Genomic DNA, 17,070 nt, shown 5'->3' on the forward strand with positions numbered 1-17,070 from the left:
CGATGTTGCATTCCGTTCGCGCCCGTATCGCGCCGGTAGTGTGCCGACCGTGTTGATCAGCCCTCACGAGCAGGAACGCCTGCTCCTGCATGTCGCGGCGTCGGTCGCGCGCGAGCGCCGCGGCCGGGGGCTGCGGCTGAACCAGCCGGAGGCGACCGCGCTCATCGCGGTCCACGTGCTGGAGGGCGCCCGCGACGGGCGCTCGGTCGCCGAGCTGATGGAGTCCGGCCGCGCGGTGCTCACCCGGGAGGACGTCATGGAGGGCGTCCCCGAGATGCTCGACTCGGTGCAGATGGAGGCGACGTTCCCCGACGGCACCAAGCTCGTCACCGTGCACAGGCCGATCCCGTGACGGCGCGCCCGCTCGTCCCCGGCGAGGTCGTGCCGGCGGACGCCCCGCCGGTCCGGCTCAACCCCGGGCGCGCCCGCGTCCGCGTGACCGTCGCCAACACCGGCGACCGGCCCGTCCAGGTCGGCTCCCACTACCACTTCGCGGTGGCGAACCCGGCGCTGGAGTTCGACCGCGACGCCGCCCGGGGGCACCGGCTGGACGTCCCCGCCGGAACCGCGGTGCGCTTCGAGCCCGGACTGACCCGGGAGGTCGCCCTGGTCCCGCTGGCCGGGCTGCGGGTGGTCCCCGGACTGCGGACGGACCGGGCGGGTGCGCTGGATGACTGAGCTGTCGCGGGCCCGGTACGCCCAGATGTACGGCCCCACCGCCGGGGACCGGGTCCGGCTGGCCGACACCGACCTGTTCATCGAGGTCACCGAGGACCGCAGCCGCGGCGCGGGCGCCGGCGACGAGGTGGTCTTCGGCGGCGGGAAGGTGATCCGCGAGTCGATGGGGCAGGCCCGCGCCACCCGCGCCGAGGGTGCCCTGGACCTGGTGATCACCGGCGCGGTGGTCCTCGACCACTGGGGCGTCGTGAAGGCCGACGTCGGGGTCCGCGACGGCAGGATCGTCGCGCTCGGCAAGGCCGGCAACCCCGACACGATGGACGGTGTCCACCCCGGTCTCGTCATCGGCCCGTCCACCGAGGTCCTCGCCGGCAACGGCCGCATCCTGACCGCGGGCGCCGTGGACTCCCACGTCCACCTCATCTGCCCGCAGCTCCTGGAGGAGGCGCTCGGCTCCGGGGTCACCACCGTGATCGGCGGCGGCACCGGCCCCGCCGAGGGGTCCAAGGCCACCACCGTGACGGGCGCCTGGTACCTCGGCCGGATGCTGGAGGCGCTCGACGCCTGGCCGGTGAACGTCGCACTGCTCGGCAAGGGCAACACGGTCGGCGAGGAGGCGCTGTGGGAGCAGCTGCGCGCCGGGGCGGCCGGGTTCAAGCTGCATGAGGACTGGGGCTCCACCCCCGCGGCCATCGACGCGTGCCTGCGCGTCGCCGACGCGTCCGGCGTCCAGGCCGCGCTGCACTCCGACACCCTCAACGAGGCCGGGTACGTCGAGTCGACGCTCGCCGCCATCGCCGGCCGGTCGGTGCACGCCTACCACACCGAGGGCGCCGGGGGCGGGCACGCGCCCGACATCATCACCATCGCCGGGCACCCCAACGTCCTGCCCTCGTCGACGAATCCGACCCGGCCGCACACCGTCAACACCCTCGACGAGCACCTCGACATGCTCATGGTGTGCCACCACCTCGACCCGTCGGTGCCCGAGGACCTCGCCTTCGCCGAGTCGCGCATCCGGCCCACGACCATGGCCGCCGAGGACGTCCTGCACGACCTCGGCGCCATCTCGATGATCGGCTCGGACTCGCAGGCCATGGGCCGAATCGGCGAGACCGTGCTGCGGACCTGGCAGACCGCGCACGTGATGAAGCTGCGCCGCGGCCCGCTGGACGGGCCGGGCGACCCTGCCGACAACCTGCGGGCCCGCCGCTACGTCGCCAAGTACACGATCAACCCGGCGATCGCGCACGGCCTCGACGCCGAGGTCGGCTCCGTCGAGCCGGGCAAGCTCGCCGACCTGGTGCTGTGGCACCCCGCCTACTTCGGCGTCCGCCCCCAGGTCGTGCTGAAGGGCGGGATGATCGCGTGGGCGGCGATGGGCGACGCCAACGCCTCGATCCCCACGCCGCAGCCGGTGCTGCCGCGCCCCATGTTCGGGGCCGCCCCGCTCACCGCGGCGGGCACGTCCGTGCACTTCGTGTCCCCCGCCGCCCTCGACGCGGGCATCACCGGCCGGCTGGCGGTCCGCCGCGACCTGGTCCCGGTCAAGGACACCCGCGGGATCGGCAAGCGGGACATGCGCCTCAACGACGCGCTGCCGCGCATCGAGGTCGACCCCGACACGTTCACCGTCTCCATCGACGGCGACGAGGTCGAGCCCGCCCCGGCGGCGGAACTGCCGATGGCCCAGCGCTACTTCCTGTTCTGATGGTCCTGCCCGCGCCGCTGCTGCTCCTGGCCGACTCCCGGCTGCCCGCGGGCGGCCACGCCCACTCGGGCGGCCTGGAGCCCGCGGCGGCGGCCGGCGCGGTCACCGACGTGCCGACGCTGGCCGACTTCCTGCGCGGGCGCCTCGCGACCGCCGGCCTCGTCACCGCCGCCCTCGCGGCGTCCGCCTGCGCCCATGCCGGCCGCATGGGCCCGAAAGGGTGGGCCGTGCTCGACGCCGAGACGGACGCCCGGATGCCGTCCCCCGCGCAGCGGCGGGCCTCCCGGTCCCAGGGCAGGTCGCTGCTGCGCGCCGTCCGCACCGCCGCGCCGCACCCGGCGCTCGACGCGCTCGCGGACCTCCCGGCGCCGCACCACCCGCTCGTCCTCGGCGCCGCCGTCGCCGCGGCCGGCGGCACACCCGCGCACGCGGCCTCGGTCGCCGCGTACGGCGCGGTCACCGGACCCGCGTCGGCGGCCGTGCGGCTGCTCGCCCTGGACCCGCTCGCCGTGCACGCCGCGCTCGCGGGGCTCGCGCCGCAGGTGGACGCCGTCGCCGCGGAGGCGGCCGGCTATGCCGACGGCGACCCCGCCGCCTGCCCCGCCGCGTCGGCGCCCGCGCTCGACGTCTTCGCCGAGCTGCACCCGCGGGCGGACATGCGCCTGTTCGAATCGTGACGAGAGGACCCCGATGGGCACGGACCACGACCACTCCCATGACCCGCACCCGGCGGCCCCCGCCCGCGGCCGGCCGCTGCGGCTGGGCGTCGGCGGGCCGGTCGGCAGCGGCAAGACCGCCCTGGTGGCGGCGCTGTGCCGGACGCTCGGCCGCGAGCTCGACCTGGCCGTGGTGACCAACGACATCTACACGACCGAGGACGCCGACTTCCTGCGCGGCAACGCGGTGCTGCCGGACGACCGGATCACCGCCGTCCGCACCGGGTGCTGCCCGCACACGGCCATCCGCGACGACATCTCCGCCAACCTGGACGCCGTGGAGTCGCTGGAGCGGCGGCACGGCGGGCTGGACCTCGTCATCGTGGAGAGCGGCGGCGACAACCTGACCGCGTCCTTCAGCCGGGGCCTCGCCGACCGGCAGATCTTCGTCCTGGACGTCTCGGGCGGCGACAAGGTCCCCCGCAAGGGCGGCCCCGGGGTGAGCGGCGCGGACCTGCTGGTCGTCAACAAGACCGACCTGGCCCCGCTCGTCGGCGCCGACCTCGCGGTCATGGACCGCGACGCCGCGCGGGTCCGCGGCGGCCGGCCGGTGATCTTCAGCTCGCTGCGCGCGGACCCCGGCGCCCCGGCGGTCGCCGGCTGGGTCCGGTCCGTCCTCGCCGAGCACCGGGCCGCCGAGCACGGGGACGCCGAGCACGGGGACGGCGCGGCGGCGCCCACCGGGGCCGCATGACGCGGCACTACACGGCGCACGCCGCCGTGCGCGCCGAGCGGGACGGCGCCGGGCGGACCCGGCTGACCAGGCTGCGCTCGGACGGGCCGTACGCGCTGCGCGCCACCCCGGACGCCGTCCATCTGGTCGGCGCCGCGGCGGGCCCCCTCGGGGGCGACGAGCTGAACCTGGACCTGGAGGTCGCGGCGGGCGCCGTCCTCGCGGTGCGCTCGGTCGCGAGCACCCTGCTGCTCCCCGGCCGCGGCGAGTCCACGACGCGCGTCCGGGCCGCGGTCGCGGACGGGGCGCACCTCGACCTCGCCCTGGAGCCCGCGGTCGCCGCCGCGGGCTGCCGCCACCACGCCGTGACCGAGATCGTCCTGGAGGCCGGGGCCACGCTCCGCTGGCGGGAGGAGCTCGTCCTGGGCAGGCACGGCGAGACGGCGGGCCGCTACCGCGCCCGCACCGACGTCACCCTCGGCGGCCGGCCCCTGCTGCGGAACGAGCTGCGGCTGCCGGACCCCGCCCTGTACAGCAGCGGCGCCGTCCTGGGCGACGCGCGCTGCACCGGGACCGTGCTGCTCGTCGGGGACGGCCTGGCCACCGAGCCGTACGCGGCCGAGGGGCTCGCGGTCATGCCGCTCGCCGGCCCCGCCGTGCTGGTCACCGCGCTCGCACCCGACTCGGCGGCCCTCCGCCGCCGGCTCGGCCATGGCGAGGAGCGCGCCCGCACCTGACCGCCCCGGCGGCGGTGAGGCCGTATTCACGCGTTGGAAACAAGCCGGAATCACGGCGGATACAGCGCAGGGTTTCCATTGAGCCGGTTCGCAATGACGCGCCCTCATTTCCCTCCCGCCGACCATTTCGGAGTTCTGGGTGGCCGCTGACGTCCGGCGCGAATACCGGGTCAACCGATTAACACCGGCTTAACGTTTCCGACCGATCAGCGGAAACAAGCGGACGCAATTCTTAACACGGCCAACAAACGGTTTCGGGGCTTTCCGCAAGGAGTGTACGTGCACGGAAGAACTCTGCTGGGGCTCGGCTCGCTGGCGACCGCGGCGCTGCTGGCGCTGACCGCGTGCGGCGGTGAGACCGGCGCGGGCGGCGGCACGGCGTCACCCGACGGCGACACCGTCAAGGTCGGCGTCCTCCATTCGCTGAGCGGGACCATGGCGATCAGCGAGGTCACCGTCAAGAACGCCGAGCTGATGGCGATCGAGGAGGTCAACGCCGCCGGCGGCGTCCTCGGCAAGAAACTGGAACCGGTCGTCGAGGACGGCGCGTCCGACTGGCCCACCTTCGCCGAGAAGGCGCAGAAGCTCATCCGCAGGGACAAGGTCGCCGCGGTGTTCGGCGGGTGGACCTCGGCCAGCCGCAAGGCGATGCTGCCGGTCTTCGAACGCAACAAGGCGCTGCTGTGGTACCCCGTCCAGTACGAGGGGCTGGAAAGCTCCCCCTACATCTATTACACCGGGGCGACGACCAATCAGCAGATCGTCCCGGCGCTGGACTACCTCAAGGAACAGGGAAAGAAGAAGCTGTTCCTGGTCGGCAGCGACTACGTGTTCCCGCGCACCGCGAACAAGGTGATCAAAGCGTACGCGGCGGCCAACGGCATGACCATCGCCGGCGAGGAGTACACCCCGCTGGGGTCGACCGAGTACGGCACGCTCGTCAACAAGATCACGCAGGCGAAACCGGACGCGGTGTTCAACACCCTCAACGGGGACAGCAACGTCGCGTTCTTCAAGCAGCTCAAGAGCGCCGGCGCCACCTCCTCCTCGCTGCCGACGATGTCGGTGAGCATCGCCGAGGAGGAGGTCAAGGGAATCGGGGCGGACAACATCGCGGGCCACCTCGTCGCGTGGAACTACTACATGACCACCCCGGGCAAGACCAACGAGGCGTTCGTGAAGGCGTTCAAGGCCAAGTACGGCGCGGACAAGGTGACCTCGGACCCGATGGAGGCCGGCTACAACGCCGTGAAGCTGTGGGCGGCGGCGGTCGAGAAGGCCGGGAGCACCGACCCCGAGGCGGTGAAGAAGGCCGCGGGCGGCATCTCGCTCGACCTGCCCGAGGGCAAGGTGACGATCGACGGCGCCAACCACCACATGCACAAGACGGCCCGCATCGGCGTCGTCCAGCCCGACGGCACGATCAAGGAGACCTGGAACTCCGGCGAGCCGATCGCGCCGGACCCCTACCTGAAGAGCTACCCGTGGGCCGCGGGCCTGTCCTGACGCACGCCGCCCCCGGCCGGGTCCGGCCCGGCCGGGGCGCCCCACCCGAGGGACCCGCACCGAGGAGGCACATGGAAGCCCTGCTCAGCCAGCTGCCGATCGGCCTCAGCATCGCCGCGGTGCTGCTGCTGGCGGCGCTCGGCCTGACGTTCACGTTCGGCCAGATGGGGGTGATCAACATGGCGCACGGCGAGTTCATCATGGTGGGCGCCTACACCGCCTACGTCCTGCAGGACTGGGCCGGGACGCAGGCGGTCGTGGGCGCGCTGCCCGCCGCCTTCCTGGTCGCCGGCGCGATGGGCCTCGTCCTGGAGCGGACGGCGATCCGCCGCTTCTACGGACGCCCGCTCGACACGCTCCTGCTGACCTGGGGGGTCGGCCTCGTCCTGCAGCAGCTCGCCCGGGACATCTTCGGAGCGCCGAACGTCCAGGTGCGCGCACCCGGCTGGCTCAGCGGCGGCGTCCCGATGTTCGGCTCCCAGGTGCCCTACACCCGGCTGTTCATCCTCGCCGTCGCGGCGCTGTCGGTGCTCGCGATCTGGACGTACCAGAACCGGACCCGGCAGGGCCGGCGGATGCGCGCGGTGATGCAGAACCGCCAGCTCGCCGAGTGCAGCGGCGTCGACAGCGCGCGGGTCGACCGGCTCACGTTCTTCATCGGCTCCGGCCTCGCCGGGATCGCCGGCGTCGCGCTGACGCTGATCGGCCCGGTCGGCCCGAACCTCGGCACCTACTACATCGTCGACGCCTTCCTCGTCGTCGTCGCGGGCGGCCTCGGCCGGCTGCGCGGCGCCGTCGCCGCCGCGCTGGTGCTCGGCCTGATCAACTCCTACGCGGAGTTCTGGACCGACGCGAGCCTGGCCAAGGTGATCGTCTTCGTGGCGACCGTGGCGTTCCTGCAGGCGCGCCCGCAGGGCATGTTCGTCCTCCGCAGCCGGGCGCTGACGTGACCGCCCGGTGGCGCGGAGTCGCGCTGTTCGCCGCCGTGGCGCTGCTGGTCCTCGCGGTCGCGCCGGCCGCCCTGGACCCGTTCCGGCTGGGCCTGCTCGCCAAGTACCTGTGCTTCGCCATCGCCGCGCTCGGCATCGGGCTCGCCTGGGGGCAGGGCGGGATGCTCACGCTCGGCCAGGGCGTGTTCTTCGGGCTCGGCGGCTACTCGATGGCCATGTACCTCAAGCTCCACGACGCCGGGCCGGGCAACCTGCCGGACTTCATGGTGTGGAGCGGGGTCGAGGAGCTGCCGCTGCTGTGGAAGCCGTTCGCCAGCCCGGTGTTCGCCATCGCCGCGGCCGTGCTCGTCCCGGCGGCCGTCGCCGCGGTGCTCGGCTACCTGATCTTCCGGCAGCGGGTGCGCGGCGCCTACTTCGCGATCCTCAGCCAGGCGCTCGCCGCCGCGTTCGTGATCTGGCTGGTGGGCCAGCAGGGCCTCACCGGCGGCACCAACGGCCTCACCCACTTCTACGACGTCTTCGGCCGCGACCCGGAGGACGACGGCACCAAGCGCGTCTTCTACTTCGTGGTCGCCCTGACGCTCGGCGCGCTGTACCTGCTGGCCCGCCAGCTGGTGAAGAGCCGCTTCGGGCGGCTGCTGATCGCGGTCCGGGACGGGGAGGACCGGGTCCGCTTCCTCGGCTACAACGCCGCCGCGGTCAAGACCGTCGCGTTCGCCGTGTCGGCCGCCATGGCGGGCATCGCGGGGGCGCTCTACGTGCCGGTGGTCGGCATCATCTCCCCCTCGCTGCTGGGGGTCGTCCCATCGATCGAGCTCGTGGTCGCGGTGGCGATCGGCGGCCGGTTCTCGCTGGCGGGCGCCGTGCTCGGCGGCGTGCTGCTCAACTGGGCGCACACCGCGTTCAGCGAGCAGTACCCGAGCGGCTGGGTCTACCTGCAGGGCCTGCTGTTCATCCTCGTCATCGTGCTGGTGCCCGGCGGCATCGTCGGCGCCGTCCGGCAGGCCCGCGACGCGATCGCGCGCCGGCGGCCCCGGGCGCGGCCGGCACCGGACGCCGCGCCGAACGCGGCCGAACGCAAGGAGGCGGCCCCCGCATGAGCACCCGACTCCGGCCGGCCGACGGCCAGGTCCGCGCCATCGGCGCCCGTGCCCCCGCACTGCTGGAGATCCGCGGCCTGGAGGTGGCCTTCAACGGGTTCAAGGCCGTCGACGGCGTCGACCTCACCGTGGAGCAGGGGGAGCTGCGCTTCCTGATCGGCCCCAACGGCGCCGGCAAGACCACCCTGCTCGACGTCATCACCGGGCTGACCCGGCCGACGAAGGGGTCGGTGACCTTCGCCGGCACGTCCCTCGCCGGGCGCCCGGAGCACCGGATCGTGCGGCTCGGGATCGGCCGGACGTTCCAGACGTCGGTGGTCTTCGAGGCGCTCACCGTCCTGGAGAACATCGACCTCGCCGCGAACTTCCGCCGCCCGCTGGTCACGCTGCTGCGCCGGCGGCGCGGAGTGTCCGACGTCGTGGCGGCGGCGCTGGAGCGGACCGGCCTGGCGGACCTGGCGGACCGGCCCGCCCGCGTCCTCTCCCACGGCCAGCGGCAGTGGCTGGAGATCGGGATGCTGATCGCCCAGGGGCCGCGGCTGCTGCTGCTCGACGAACCCGTGGCGGGCATGAGCCGGGCCGAGCGCGAGCGGACCGGCGAGCTGCTCACCGAGATCGCCAGGGACCACACCGTCATCGTCGTCGAGCACGACATGGAGTTCCTGCGGCGGTACGCCTCGCAGGTGACGGTCCTGAACGAGGGCACCGTCCTGGTGGAAGGGGACGTCGCCACGGTGCAGAACGACCCCCGCGTCCAAGAGGTGTATCTCGGCCGGTCCGCGAACGACGAGGAGGCCGGATGAGCCACGACGCCAACGGGACGGCGCCGCACGAGCCGGGAGGCGGCATGGCGGACGCGATGCTGCGGGTGAGCGGGCTGGAGACCGCCTACGGCCGCTCCCGCGTGCTCTTCGGCGTGGACCTGGTGGTGCGCCCCGGCGAGCTGACGTGCGTCATGGGCCGCAACGGCGCGGGGAAGACCACGCTGCTCAACACGATCATGGGCCTGCTGGCCCCGACGGCGGGCTCGGTCGTGTTCGACGGCGCCGACGTCACGCGGGCGAGCACCTTCAAGCGGGTCAGGTCGGGCATGGGCTACGTGCCCCAGGGCCATGAGACGTTCCCGCAGCTCACGGTCTGGGAGAACCTCCAGGTGACGCAGGAGGCGATGGGCAGACCCGACCGCGGTGCGATCGACGACGCCCTGGAGGTGTTCCCGCGGCTGACCGGGCTGCTGCAGCGCCGGGCGGGGTTCCTGTCGGGCGGCCAGCAGCAGCAGCTCGCGATCGCCCGCGCCCTGGTGACCCGGCCGCGGATCCTGATCCTGGACGAGCCGACCGAGGGCATCCAGCCCTCGATCATCCTGGAGATCGAGGAGGCCGTCGAGCGGCTGCACCGCGAGCTCGGCCTCGCCGTCCTGCTGGTGGAGCAGTACCTCGACCTGGCCCTCCGGCTGGCGGACCGGTTCGCGATCCTCGACGGCGGCGTCGTCCGGCACTCCGGGACCGCCGACGACCTGCGCGGCGACGAGGTGAAGCGCCTGCTCGCCGTCTGAGGCCGCCGGCCGGGCGCCCGCCCGGCCGGCGCGCCGCGTCGGATCAGCAGGCGCCCGAGCCCGGGACGTGGCCGCCCGGGCGGCGGGCGGCGAACTCCTTCTCCCAGTACAGCGCGGCCTCGCGGTCGGCCAGGTCGCAGCCGCACTCGCGCGCGTGCCGGGTGGCGGACGCGGCGCGCCGCGCGAGGGCCGACGCCCGCACCGCCGCGCAGCCGCAGTGGTGCGCGATCGCCGCCCCGGTCGTGCGGCTGAACGCGGGCCCGCGCCCCGCGCAGTCGCACAGGGGCGAGCCCCGCATCTCGAGCTCGTCCGCCATCGCCGCCCGCTGCGCGTCCACCATGACCCGATCCTTCCAGCAGCGGCGCGTTCCAGACCCTCGGTCGCGCATGCCGGATTCGATCCGTCCCCTCCGGGCACCCCGGACGGAGCGGGGGCAAGCTACCCCGAACTGCTATTCACCTGCTCTTTCCACCAAACAGTTGACGGCCCGGAGATCCCCGCCCTATCGTGAGTTTCAACCAACAGGTTGAAACAGGAGAACGATGACCGAGGACACGCTGTCCCGGGTCTTCGCCGCCCTCGCGGACCCGACCCGGCGCGACATGGTCGCCCGGCTCACCGAGGGCGACGCGACCGTGAGCCGGCTGGCCGAGCCGTACAGGATGTCGTTGCAGGCCGTCTACAAGCACCTGCGGGTCCTGGAGGGCGCCGGGCTCGTCAGCCGGCCCCCGGGGCCGCAGCCCCGGCCGGTGCGGCTGGAGATCGAGGCCCTCGACCTGATGGACACCTGGATCGAACGCCACCGGGCCCGCGTCGAGCGGCGCTACCGCCGCCTCGACGCGGTCCTGGCCGAGATGAAGGAGGACGACGATGAAGTCGACGACCGCGGAGGCGGCCATCGAGGCCGACCCGGAGCTGCCGATAATCCGCATAACGCGTGACTTCGCGGCGACGCCCGCGCAGCTGTTCCGCGCCCACACCGACCCCGAGCTCTTCGCCCGGTGGGTGGGGCCCGACGCCACCGACACCCGGATCGACCACTGGGACGCGCGCACCGGCGGGAGCTGGCGGTACGTCTCGGTGCTGGGCGGCACGGAGTACGGGTTCCGCGGCACCTTCCACGAGGTGCGGCCGGACCGCATCGTGCAGACCTTCACCTATGAGGGCGACCCGGACGGCGTCGCGCTGGAGACGCTGTGGTTCGAGGACCTCGGCGGCGGACGCGCCCGGCTCCGGGCGCAGTCGCTCGTCGACAGCTTCGAGGGCCGCGACGCGTGGCTGCGCAGCGGCATGGAGACCGGCGTCAACGACGGGTACGCCAAGCTGGAGGCGATGGTGGCCGATGGCGCTGTCTGACCGCCCCGCCGAGCGGCACCGCCAGGTCGCCGGGCTGTTCGGCGACCGGGTCCGCGGCACCGCGTCCTGGGACGCGCCGTCCCCGGTCGCCGGGTGGGCCGCCCGCGACGTCGTCCGCCACCTGACCGACTGGTTCCCGGGGTTCCTGGCCGCCGGCGCCGGCATCGACCTGCCCCGCGGCCCCTCGGTGGACGAGGACCCGGTCGCGGCCTGGCAGGTGCACTGCGACGGCGTGCAGGCGGTGCTGGACGACCCGGAGACCCCGCGGCGCGAACTGACGAATCCGCACATCGGCACCCTGCCGCTCGACACCGCGATCGACCGGTTCTACACCGCCGACGTGTTCATGCACACCTGGGACCTGGCCAGGGCCACCGGCCAGGACGACCGGCTCGACCCCGGCTTCTGCGCCGAGCTCCTCGCGGGCATGGCGGAGGCGGAGGAGGCGATGCGCTCCTCCGGCCAGTACGGGGCCCGCGTCCAGGTGCCCGGCGACGCCGACGTCCAGACGAGGCTGCTCGGCTTCATCGGCCGGGACCCGCACTGGCCGGGCACCTGAGCCGGGCGGGGCCGGGCCGGGCACGGCGCGGGTGCCCGGCCCTTCCCCGGCCGCCCTTCCCGCGGGCGGTGACTCGTGAGGAAATATGGGGAGGTGCACAGGTACGTGCACCACCGCGACGACAGGGAGACGCCCGTGGGACTGCTGGACAGCGTCGACTGGCAGGGGAACATCTTCAAGAACGGCACCTGGACGGCCGGGCGCGGCGGCGACTACGCCGTGGTCGAACCCGCCACCGGCGGTGAACTCGGCCGGATGGGGCAGGCCACCCCCGAGGACGTCGCCGAGGCCGCCGCCGGCGCGGCCGAGGCGCAGCGGGAGTGGGCCGCCATGCCGCACACCGCACGCGCCGCCGTCATGCGCAAGGCCGGCGACCTCTGGCAGCGGCACGCGGAGGAGATCAGCGGCTGGAACGTCCGCGAGGTCGGCGCCGTCCCCGGGATGGCCGGTTTCGCCCTGCACGTGGCGGCCGAGGAGTGCTACGCGGCCGCCGCGCTGCCCGGCCGCGGGATCGGCGAGATCCTCCCGTCGGAGGAGCCGCGGCTGTCCATGGCGCGCCGCATGCCGGCCGGGGTCGTCGCGGTCATCGCCCCGTTCAACGTGCCGATCATCCTCGGCATCCGCTCGGTGGCCCCGGCGCTCGCGCTCGGCAACGCCGTCCTGCTCAAGCCCGACCCGCGCACCGCCGTCACCGGCGGCACGCTGATGGCCCGCGTGTTCGAGGAGGCGGGCGTGCCGCCCGGCGTCCTGCACATGCTGCCGGGCGGCGCCGACGTCGGCGAGGCGCTGGTCACCGACCCGAACGTCCGGGTCATCTCCTTCACCGGCTCCACCCCCGTCGGCCGCCGCATCGGCGAACTGGCCGGGAGCCACCTCAAGCGCGCCCACCTGGAGCTCGGCGGCAACTCCGCCCTGCTCGTCCTGGACGACGCCGACGTGGACGAGGCCGTGAACCTCGCCACCTGGGGCTCGTTCTTCCACCAGGGCCAGATCTGCATGACCGCCGGTCGCCACTTCGTCGCCGAGCGCCTCTACGACGACTTCGTGGAGCGCCTCGCCGCCAAGGCCGGCGACCTCCCGGTCGGGGACCCGGCCGCGGCCGAGGTCGCCCTCGGGCCCGTCATCGACGCCGGCCAGCGCGACCGGATCCACGGCATGGTCACCGCGACCGTCGACCAGGGCGCCAAGCTCGCCTCCGGAGGCACCTACGAGGAGCTCTTCTACCGCCCCACGGTCCTCGCCGACGCGCCCCTGACCGCCCCGGCCTTCGCCGAGGAGGTCTTCGGCCCCGTCGCCCCCGTCACGCGCGTCTCCTCGGTCGACCAGGCGGTGGAACTCGCCGCCGCCAGCGAGTACGGCCTGTCCCTCGGCATCATCACCCGCGACGTCATGCGCGGCCTGGCCGTCGCCGAGCGGATCCCGACGGGGATCGTCCACATCAACGACCAGACCGTCAACGACGAGGCCAACGCCCCGTTCGGCGGCGTGCGCGCCTCCGGCACCGGCTCGCGCTTCGGCGGCGCCGCGGCCAACATCGAGGCGTTCACCGAGACCCGCTGGATCACCATGCGCGGCGAGGCCCCGCGGTACCCGCTGTGACGCGGGCCGGCGCCGGCCGGGCGGGGCCGCCCGCCCGGCCGGCGCCGGTCACCAGGGGCCGACGACCGTGCGGTCCCCGGCGGTCCCGTAGGCCACGACGTGGACGATCGGGAGGCGCACCCGCTCCGGGTCCGGGCCGCCGGTGCGGGGACCGGGCACGACCAGCGGCGGCTCCCGGCCCGGCCGCGCCGGGTCCCCCACGTGCCGGCCGAGTTCGCCGACCGCCTCCAGCCGGGCGACCCGCGGCCCCGCCGCCGCCAGCAGGTGCCAGCGTCTCGGCGACCGCCACCACAGGACGGCGGTGGTGGACGCGGCGGACGGGGTGGTGTCGCTGTTCGTCCGGCCACGCGCCGACAGCACCCGCCCGCCGTCGGAGACCAGGACCGCGGTCCCGGGGACGGCCTCCGGGGCGGACGCGTCCACCGTCAGCAGCGTCGCCCGGCCGCCGCCGTCGGGCAGCTCACCGCTCCACAGCCGGTTCAGCCACAGGTCGCCCGACTCGCTCAGCGTCGCGGCCCCCTCGCAGGCGACGGCGCGCAGCGCCGCCCGGCGGAACTCCTCCTCCGGTTCCGGCCGGCCGGGGAACCACACCCGCGGCGCCGCCGCCCGCGGGTCGTGCGAGGAGAGCTGCGTGACCGGCCGCGCCGTCCCGCCCGCCGCCGGCCGGAACGTCATCCGGAACACCACGTAGTTCTGGCAGCCCGGCGTGAACCAGTCCCACGGCAGGGGGTCGCTCAGCCCGTCCCGGACCTCCAGCGGCAGCCACGCCGGCGCCCGCTCCGCCGGCACCGCCGCCCGCACGTCCCGCAGCCAGGGCGGGACGAGGAAGCGCCACGTCATGCCGAGCATGATCAACTGCCCCGCGCCGGTCCGGAGCCCGCGGACCGACTCCACGCCGCGCGACATCCGCCGCTCGAAGTACTGCGCCACGCTCGGCGCGTCCCGCACGCCGGGGGTGTCGCGCAGCACGACGAGGGAGGCGCCGTCCACCCTCCCGGCGTACAGGACGAAGACGCGGCCGACCGGCGGGTGGCGGTGGTGAGCCCGCCACGCGCCGGCGGCGCGGCGCAGCAGCGCCGTGTCGTGCCGCAGCCCGCCCTGGGCAGGCCACTCGCTGATCGAGGGCGCGGGCGTCTCGCGCCAGGCGCCGGGGCCGATCGCCGCGGGCCCGCCGGCCGCCTCCCCCGGCCGGGTGAGGACCGACCCGGCGGCCGCCAGCAGCGCCACCGCGACCGCGACCGCCGCGGCGACGCGCCACCCGGGCCGGGCGGACGGCGGGCGGAGCCGGACGAGGTCGGGCTCGAACGCCTCGATCTCGACCCGCTGCGCCGCCTCGTCCAGGCCGGTCCGGGCGTCCACGGCGGCGGCGGCGCGCTCGACGTCCCCGAAGCCGGTGGGCCGGTGCGGGTCCAGTTCGGCGGTGACCTCGGGGACGGTGAGGCCGTCCATGCGCAGCAGGTACGCCAGCCGCTCGTGCGGCGGCAGCTCCGCCAGCGCCTCCCGGACGGGCCCGCGCGGTGCGGGCGCGGGCTCGGCGAAGAGGCGGTGCAGCGGGAACCGCCCGGCGGGAGGCTCGGTCAGCAGTGCGCCGATCAGCCGTGTCCGCTGCGCGGGGTAGCCGCCCGGCCGCCCCCGGGAAGCGCGCGCGGCGGCGCGGCGGGCGCGGGTGAGGGGGGCGTCGCCGTCGTCCAGCACCAGATACGCGAGCCTGAGAAGGCGGGCATAGTGCGCGCGGTCCACCGTGTACCTCCCCACGCCGGTACCTCCCCCCGCATTGTGCGCAGCGATCGGTAACGGCCGGGTAGCGGGCGCGGCGCCGCCCGAATGAGGGCGAAAGGCCCTGTACATAGGACCAACGGCCTACTGCCCGGGCGCTCCTCCTGCTTGATCATGGAAGGGGAGAACGCAACCGGAGGTGAGGACGTGGCCATCCTTGTGGGGTATGCGAGCGCGCACGGCTCCACGCGAGGCATCGCCCAGCGGATCGGCGCGGTGCTGGCGGGGCGGGGCTTCGCGGTCGATGTCCGCCCGGTGGACGCGGTGCGGGACCTCGCGGGCCACGAGGCGGTCGTGCTGGGCAGCGCCGTCCACGACCAGGCGTGGCTGCCGGAGGCCCGCGGCCTCCTGCTCCGGGAGCGCGCCGCGCTGTCGCGGCGCCCGGTGTGGCTGTTCAGCGTCGGAGCCCCGCCCGCGGCGCACGGCCCCTGGCCCGGCACCGGCCCCAACGAAAACGCGCTGCTGACGGAGGGACTGCAAAGGCGGATCGGCGTCCGCGACCACCGGCGCTTCGCGGGGGTCCTCCTGCGCCAGCACATGCCGCTCGCCGCACGCCTGCGCCGCCGGCTCCTCGGCGTGCGCTACGGCGACCACCGGGACTGGCCGCGGATCGACACCTGGGCGTCGTCCATCGCCGACGACCTCGAAGCCGGCGGCTCCGTCCCCCGGCCGCGCCGCGCCGACCGGGTCGTCGTCCCGCTGCGCGTCCCGGGCCCGCCCCGGGGCAGAAGCTCAGCACTGCTCTGACCCCGCCAGGGGGGCAGTTCGGCGACGAGGTGCCCGGTGAGCGCCGTCAGCCCCGCTTGGGACGCAGCGCGGCCGGGCCGTGCCGGACCATCGAGCCGAGGGTGCGGTACCACGGCACGGCGGGATCGGGGTCGCGGCCCGCCGCCATGCGGTGGAGCTGGTCGGCATGCCACTGCACGTCCAGCGCGCTGTCGAGGGGGCGCAGGTCGGTGAGGCGCCCGAGCACCGCGCGGGCGCCGACCGCGATCGGCGGTACCTCCAGCCGCTCCTCGCCGCGTTCCAGGAGCGCCTTAGGCGCGTCGGGGGTGAGGCAGGTGGGCCGCCCGATGCCGACGATGTCGCAGTCGCCGTCGGCGAGGGCCCGCTCCATCGCGGCGCGGGTGCGGAACCCCCCGGTGACGGCGAGCGGCGTCCGCCCGGCGGCCTCGCGGACGGACCGCGCGTAGTCCAGGAAGTACGCTTCGCGCGCCCGGGTGGACTCGGCCAGCACCCCCATCATGGCCGGCGCCTCGTACGAGCCGCCGCTGATCTCGATGAGGTCGATCCCCTCCGCGACGAGGGCGCGGACGGCCTCGCGGGACTCCTCCTCGGTGAATCCGCCGCGCTGGAAGTCGGCGGAGTTGAGCTTGATCGCGACGGTGAACCCGGGGCGCACCGCGGCGCGGACGGCGCGCAGGACCGCCAGCACGAAGGCCCGGCGGCGCTCGGGGTCGCCGCCCCACGCGTCGTCGCGCCGGTTCGATGCCGGGGACAGGAACTGGGTGACGAGGTAGCCGTGGGCGGCGTGGATCTGCACCCCGTCGAACCCGGCGGCCTCGGCGACGGACGCGGCGGTGCCGAACCGCCCGACGATCCCGCGGATCTCCTCGTCGGTGAGGGCGCGGGGCCTGGGGGCGCCGGGGACCCGGGCGGCGACCGCGCTGGGCGCGACCGGGCGGGTCCGCCCGGCGCGCCGGTTGGCCTGCCGGCCTGGGTGGTTGAGCTGCGCGAAGACCGGCCCGCCGTGCGCGCGGTAGCTCCCGGCCCACTTGGCCAGTGCGGCGAGGTGGCGGTCGTCCTCGATGACGACGTTGCCGGGCTCGTTCAGGTGCCGGGGGTCGACGGCGACGTTCCCGGTGACGAGCAGGCCGTATCCGCCGGTGCTCCACCGGCGGTAGAGGGTCTCCAGCCTCGCGCCGGGCGATCCGTCCGGCTCGGCGAGCCCCTCGCTCAGCGCCGACTTCATCAGCCGGTTCGGCAGGGTCAGCCCGGACGGCAGGGTGAGGGGCGCGCCCAGCCGGCCGCCGCTGGTCGGGGTGGGGGTCATGGCGCCGAAGCCTATGCTCACCGTCGCCCCGCCGCGGCCCCGCCCCCGCCGCGTTGACTTGCGGCGTGTCGTTGTTATCCGGTCTTCCATAACAACAACAC

The 17,070-nt window shown here is 74.8% G+C and carries 19 protein-coding genes; 16 read left to right on the forward strand and 3 right to left on the reverse strand.

Annotated elements, in window-relative coordinates; all coding sequences use genetic code 11:
- The first annotated feature begins 49 nt into the window (after window positions 1-49).
- The 11 genes from E1200_RS08645 (at window position 50) to urtE (ending at window position 9,626) form a co-directional block, all read left to right on the forward strand.
- A complete protein-coding gene (locus E1200_RS08645; protein WP_131951289.1) occupies window positions 50-352 on the forward strand; it encodes an urease subunit gamma in 303 nt (100 codons plus the stop codon).
- Complete coding sequence (locus E1200_RS08650; protein WP_131951290.1) at window positions 349-678, forward strand: urease subunit beta; 330 nt, start codon at window positions 349-351, stop codon at window positions 676-678. Before E1200_RS08645 ends, E1200_RS08650 begins: the two co-directional genes overlap by 4 nt.
- Window positions 671-2,389, forward strand: coding sequence for an urease subunit alpha (locus E1200_RS08655; RefSeq protein WP_131951291.1), 1,719 nt, complete (start codon window positions 671-673; stop codon window positions 2,387-2,389). Before E1200_RS08650 ends, E1200_RS08655 begins: the two co-directional genes overlap by 8 nt.
- Window positions 2,389-3,066: an urease accessory UreF family protein gene (locus tag E1200_RS08660; RefSeq protein ID WP_131951292.1), complete on the forward strand. Its 678-nt coding sequence runs from the start codon at window positions 2,389-2,391 to the stop codon at window positions 3,064-3,066. The genes E1200_RS08655 and E1200_RS08660 overlap by 1 nt, the downstream gene beginning before the upstream one ends.
- 13 nt (window positions 3,067-3,079) lie before the next feature.
- Window positions 3,080-3,799: an urease accessory protein UreG gene (ureG, locus tag E1200_RS08665; protein ID WP_131951293.1), complete on the forward strand. Its 720-nt coding sequence runs from the start codon at window positions 3,080-3,082 to the stop codon at window positions 3,797-3,799.
- Window positions 3,796-4,515: an urease accessory protein UreD gene (locus E1200_RS08670; RefSeq protein ID WP_131951294.1), complete on the forward strand. Its 720-nt coding sequence runs from the start codon at window positions 3,796-3,798 to the stop codon at window positions 4,513-4,515. The genes ureG and E1200_RS08670 overlap by 4 nt, the downstream gene beginning before the upstream one ends.
- Before the next feature lie 336 nt (window positions 4,516-4,851).
- Window positions 4,852-6,021 (forward strand): urea ABC transporter substrate-binding protein, encoded by a 1,170-nt coding sequence (urtA, locus tag E1200_RS08675; protein ID WP_243708422.1) that lies wholly within the window; start codon window positions 4,852-4,854, stop codon window positions 6,019-6,021.
- 71 nt (window positions 6,022-6,092) lie between these two features.
- Window positions 6,093-6,971, forward strand: a complete 879-nt coding sequence (gene urtB / locus E1200_RS08680; protein ID WP_131951296.1) for an urea ABC transporter permease subunit UrtB — start codon at window positions 6,093-6,095, stop codon at window positions 6,969-6,971.
- Window positions 6,968-8,071, forward strand: a complete 1,104-nt coding sequence (urtC, locus tag E1200_RS08685; protein WP_131951297.1) for an urea ABC transporter permease subunit UrtC — start codon at window positions 6,968-6,970, stop codon at window positions 8,069-8,071. The genes urtB and urtC overlap by 4 nt, the downstream gene beginning before the upstream one ends.
- Window positions 8,068-8,874 carry an urea ABC transporter ATP-binding protein UrtD gene (gene urtD, locus E1200_RS08690; protein WP_131951298.1) on the forward strand — a complete coding sequence of 269 codons (807 nt, stop codon included), beginning with the start codon at window positions 8,068-8,070 and terminating at the stop codon, window positions 8,872-8,874. The genes urtC and urtD overlap by 4 nt, the downstream gene beginning before the upstream one ends.
- Window positions 8,875-8,930: 56 nt before the next feature.
- The gene (urtE, locus tag E1200_RS08695) at window positions 8,931-9,626 is read left to right on the forward strand and encodes an urea ABC transporter ATP-binding subunit UrtE (protein WP_131951310.1); all 696 of its coding nucleotides are present in this window, start codon (window positions 8,931-8,933) and stop codon (window positions 9,624-9,626) included.
- 43 nt (window positions 9,627-9,669) lie between these two features.
- Here urtE and E1200_RS08700 read toward each other — a convergent pair whose 3' ends face one another.
- Window positions 9,670-9,966 carry a hypothetical protein gene (locus E1200_RS08700; RefSeq protein ID WP_131951299.1) on the reverse strand — a complete coding sequence of 99 codons (297 nt, stop codon included), beginning with the start codon at window positions 9,964-9,966 and terminating at the stop codon, window positions 9,670-9,672.
- Window positions 9,967-10,168: 202 nt separating this feature from the next.
- Here E1200_RS08700 and E1200_RS08705 point away from each other — a divergent pair, with 202 nt between their 5' ends.
- From E1200_RS08705 to E1200_RS08720, 4 genes are all read left to right on the forward strand, one after another.
- Window positions 10,169-10,567: a metalloregulator ArsR/SmtB family transcription factor gene (locus E1200_RS08705; RefSeq protein WP_131951300.1), complete on the forward strand. Its 399-nt coding sequence runs from the start codon at window positions 10,169-10,171 to the stop codon at window positions 10,565-10,567.
- Entirely contained in the window at window positions 10,497-10,982 is a 486-nt protein-coding gene (locus E1200_RS08710) for an SRPBCC family protein (RefSeq protein ID WP_131951301.1), read from the forward strand. Before E1200_RS08705 ends, E1200_RS08710 begins: the two co-directional genes overlap by 71 nt.
- Entirely contained in the window at window positions 10,969-11,541 is a 573-nt protein-coding gene (locus E1200_RS08715) for a TIGR03086 family metal-binding protein (protein WP_131951302.1), read from the forward strand. The genes E1200_RS08710 and E1200_RS08715 overlap by 14 nt, the downstream gene beginning before the upstream one ends.
- Window positions 11,542-11,676: 135 nt before the next feature.
- Window positions 11,677-13,140, forward strand: a complete 1,464-nt coding sequence (locus E1200_RS08720) for a benzaldehyde dehydrogenase (RefSeq protein WP_131951303.1) — start codon at window positions 11,677-11,679, stop codon at window positions 13,138-13,140.
- A 48-nt stretch (window positions 13,141-13,188) separates the two neighbouring features.
- Here E1200_RS08720 and E1200_RS08725 read toward each other — a convergent pair whose 3' ends face one another.
- Window positions 13,189-14,895: a hypothetical protein gene (locus E1200_RS08725; protein ID WP_131951304.1), complete on the reverse strand. Its 1,707-nt coding sequence runs from the start codon at window positions 14,893-14,895 to the stop codon at window positions 13,189-13,191.
- A gap of 168 nt (window positions 14,896-15,063) precedes the next feature.
- Here E1200_RS08725 and E1200_RS08730 point away from each other — a divergent pair, with 168 nt between their 5' ends.
- On the forward strand, window positions 15,064-15,663 hold the full coding sequence (locus E1200_RS08730; RefSeq protein WP_165950251.1) for a flavodoxin domain-containing protein: 600 nt from the start codon (window positions 15,064-15,066) through the stop codon (window positions 15,661-15,663).
- 46 nt (window positions 15,664-15,709) lie between these two features.
- On the opposite strand, the gene E1200_RS08735 is transcribed toward E1200_RS08730, so the two are convergent.
- Entirely contained in the window at window positions 15,710-16,969 is a 1,260-nt protein-coding gene (locus E1200_RS08735) for an NADH:flavin oxidoreductase/NADH oxidase family protein (RefSeq protein ID WP_131951306.1), read from the reverse strand.
- Window positions 16,970-17,070: the final 101 nt, after the last annotated feature.

It is taken from the genome of Actinomadura sp. GC306, from assembly GCF_004348665.1.
In the GTDB taxonomy this organism is placed as follows: domain Bacteria; phylum Actinomycetota; class Actinomycetes; order Streptosporangiales; family Streptosporangiaceae; genus Spirillospora.